At 69.4% G+C, this 3,246-nt stretch carries 5 protein-coding genes; all 5 read left to right on the forward strand.

Annotated elements, in window-relative coordinates; translation table 11 throughout:
* On the forward strand, positions 1-483 hold a 483-nt coding region (locus tag R1101_RS27610; protein WP_016934999.1), incomplete at its 5' end, for an ATP-binding cassette domain-containing protein.
* Positions 483-1,175: an urea ABC transporter ATP-binding subunit UrtE gene (gene urtE / locus R1101_RS0119500; RefSeq protein WP_016935000.1), complete on the forward strand. Its 693-nt coding sequence runs from the start codon at positions 483-485 to the stop codon at positions 1,173-1,175. The genes R1101_RS27610 and urtE, both read left to right, overlap by 1 nt.
* Entirely contained in the window at positions 1,175-1,861 is a 687-nt protein-coding gene (locus R1101_RS0119505; RefSeq protein ID WP_016935001.1) for a GntR family transcriptional regulator, read from the forward strand. The genes urtE and R1101_RS0119505 overlap by 1 nt, the downstream gene beginning before the upstream one ends.
* A gap of 66 nt (positions 1,862-1,927) precedes the next feature.
* On the forward strand, positions 1,928-2,458 hold the full coding sequence (locus R1101_RS0119510) for a carboxymuconolactone decarboxylase family protein (protein ID WP_016935002.1): 531 nt from the start codon (positions 1,928-1,930) through the stop codon (positions 2,456-2,458).
* 111 nt (positions 2,459-2,569) lie between these two features.
* Positions 2,570-3,246, forward strand: a 677-nt coding sequence (locus R1101_RS0119515) for an amidase family protein (RefSeq protein ID WP_269726640.1), incomplete at its 3' end; no start/stop codon positions are given.

Here is a 3,246-nt window from a genome sequence, read left to right on the forward strand (position 1 = left end):
GTCTTCGAGGAACTGTCGGTCCTGCAGAACCTCGACATCGCTGCCGGCGCGGGCCGCTCCCCGTGGCAGCTGCTGCGTCGCCGCAGCGGCGTGCTGCCCGAGATCGAGGAAGCCCTCGAGACGATCGGCCTGACCGCCCACCGCGACACCCCCGCCGGGATCCTCGCCCACGGGCAGAAGCAATGGCTCGAGATCGGCATGCTGCTCGTCCAGAACGCCGACGTCCTGCTCCTCGACGAACCCGTCGCCGGCATGAGCCACGACGAACGTGAGGAGACCGGGCAACTGCTGCGGCGCATCGGTGCGCAGCGCACCGTGGTCGTCGTCGAGCACGACATGGACTTCATGCGCGCCTTCGCCACCTCCGTCACCGTCCTCGCCCGCGGCAAGGTCATCGCCGACGGCACCGTCGACCAGGTCCAGAACGACCCGCAGGTCCAGCAGGTCTATCTCGGGACCGCCACCGCACCTCAGGAGGCATGATGCTCGAACTCGTCGACGTCCACGCCGGTTACGGTCGCACCGAGATCCTGCACGGACTCTCCCTCACCGTCCCGTCCGCCAAGTCCGTTGCGGTCATGGGCCACAACGGCGCCGGCAAGACCACCCTGCTGCGCGCCGCCGTCGGCCTGCTGCCCGTCACGAAAGGAAAGATCCTCTTCGACGGTGAGGACGTCACCTCGCTGCGACCGTCCGCCCGGGTCGCCCGGGGTCTGGCCTACGTCCCGCAAGGGCAGCAGTCCTTCGGCCAGCTCACCTGCCGTGAGAACCTGCAGGTCGTCGCGGACACCAGGCGCAACGGCCGCGCGCTCGTCGCCGACATGCTCGACCTGTTCCCCGCCCTCGTCCCGCTGCTCGACCGCCGGGCCGGGTTGCTCTCCGGCGGCCAGCGCCAGCAACTCGCCATCGCCCGCGCCCTGATCACCGAACCGCGCATGCTCGTCCTCGACGAGCCCACCGAGGGCATCCAGCCCTCGGTGGTCGCCGAGATCGAGAACACCATCGTCGAACTCGGCCGTAGCGGCGGCCTCGGGGTGCTGCTCGTCGAACAGCACATCGGTTTCGCTCTCGACAACGCCCTGCACTACTACGTCCTCGAATCCGGGCGTATCACCTCCACCGGGGAAGGTGGTGTCGACGCCGCTGCCACCGTCCGCGCGGCCATGGCGATCTGATGGCCGCCGACACCCGCCGCGAACGCGTCTACACGGCGCTGCGTGCCCGTCTGATGTCCGGCACACTCTCCCCCGACGAACGGCTCAGCGAGGAACGGCTCGCGGAGCAGTACGGGGTGTCGCGAACTCCGGTGCGCGAGGCCCTCGCCCGGCTGGTGTCCGACGGGCTCGTCGAGCGTCGTGACCAGGGGCTGTATCCCTACCGTCCGCGTTTCGACGACCTCGCCGACCTGTACGAGCTGCGCACCACCCTGGAGCTGCGCGGGATCCGCCGGGTGCTCGAGGACGAGTCGGTACGGCACGACCCCGACGTCCTCGGCCCCGAACTCGACCACTGGTACGAGATTCGCAGCCGTCCGCCCGAACCGGACGCCGGTTTCGTCACGCTGGACGAACGCTTCCACATGACGTTGCTCGCCGCCTCCGGCAATCGCGCCCTGTGCGACGCCCTGGCCTCGGTGAACGCCAAGGTGCGTCCGGTGCGGATGTTCGACTACCTGACACCCGATCGCATCGCCGCCACCGTCGACGAGCACATTGCGGTCGCCGAACTCGTTCTCGCCGACAAGCTCGACGACGCCCACCACCTGCTGCTCGCCCACATCGACACCTCGCGATCGGTGGTCGTGCGACGCGCCGAGGAGGCACGCACCTTCGCGCGGATGGCCCGCGCCGTCCGCGACTGACCCGCATCCGTGGAGCCCCGGTCGTTCCGCGTGACCGGACGAGCTCGTTCGGGCACACTGGCGCTCATGACACCCCGCATCCAGCCCGGACGTTTCAAGGAACTCGGCCCGCTCAACTGGGTGACATGGAAGGCCCTGTCCGCTGCCGGGGGTACCTCGGACGCCCACCTGTTCAGCACGCTCGGCCGCACCGGGCGACTGTTCCGCGGATGGTTGCACTATGCGGGCATGCTCATGCCGTTCGGCCGCCTCGGCCGCTTCGAGTCGGAGATGGTCATCCTGCGGGTAGCGCATCTACGCGAGTGCGGTTACGAATTCGACCACCACACCCGTCTGGGCCGCCGCGCGGGGATCACCGACGAGGTGCGCGACCGTATCGTCGCCGGACCCGGCGCTCCGGGCTGGCAGCCGAGGCACCGTACGCTTCTCACCGCCGTCGACGAGCTCGTGACCACGAAGCACCTGTCCGACGAGACCTGGTCGTCGCTCGCGCAGTACTACGACGACCGCAGGCTCATCGAATTCTGCCTGCTCGTCACGCAATACGATGCTCTCGCCACGACCATCGGTGTCCTGCAGATCGAACGCGACTTCTGATCCGTCCGCATGCCGGCATCCGGCCGGAGAGGACATCCCTAACAAGGCTGTTACACAACGTCACAGCGGCGTCATTGCCGGTCCATAGCGTATACAGCCATGTCCACGACGATGTATACAGCTGCGGCGCCCGTCTCCCCGGCGAGGGTGTCCGCCACCGATCGCGTTCTCGCCGCGCTGCGCCGCATCGGCGAGGTGGAGCGCCCCGAAGTGTGGATCACGCTGCGCGGCGCCGACGATCTCCTCGCCGAGGCCGCCGCCGTGGACGCCCGCGTCGCCGCCGGTGAGTCACTGCCGCTCGCCGGTCTGGTCGTCGCGGTCAAGGACAACGTGGACGTCGCCGGAATCCCGACCACTGCTGCATGTCCCGAGTTCGCGTACGTCCCCGAGGAGACCGCCTCGGGTGTCGAGCGCCTGATCGCCGCCGGCGCCGTCGTCCTGGGCAAGACCAACCTCGACCAGTTCGCCACCGGTCTCGTCGGGACCCGCAGCCCGTACGGGGCGGTGCGGTGCGCCTGGGATCCCGAGAAGGTCTCGGGCGGTTCGAGTTCGGGTTCGGCGGTCGCCGTCGCGCTCGGCATCGCCGACATCGGGCTGGGCACCGACACCGCCGGGTCGGGACGCGTCCCGGCCGCGCTGAACGGAATCGTCGGTGTCAAGGCCACCCTCGGCGTGATCCCGGCGCACGGCGTGGTGCCGGCGTGCGTCGACTACGACTGCCTCACGGTCTTCGCGCCGTCGCTCGACCTCGCGGCGACCGCGGTCCGGGTGATGGCCGGACCCGAATC

Origin of the sequence: Rhodococcus sp. R1101 (assembly GCF_000278445.1) — a bacterium.
In the GTDB taxonomy this organism is placed as follows: domain Bacteria; phylum Actinomycetota; class Actinomycetes; order Mycobacteriales; family Mycobacteriaceae; genus Rhodococcus; species Rhodococcus gordoniae.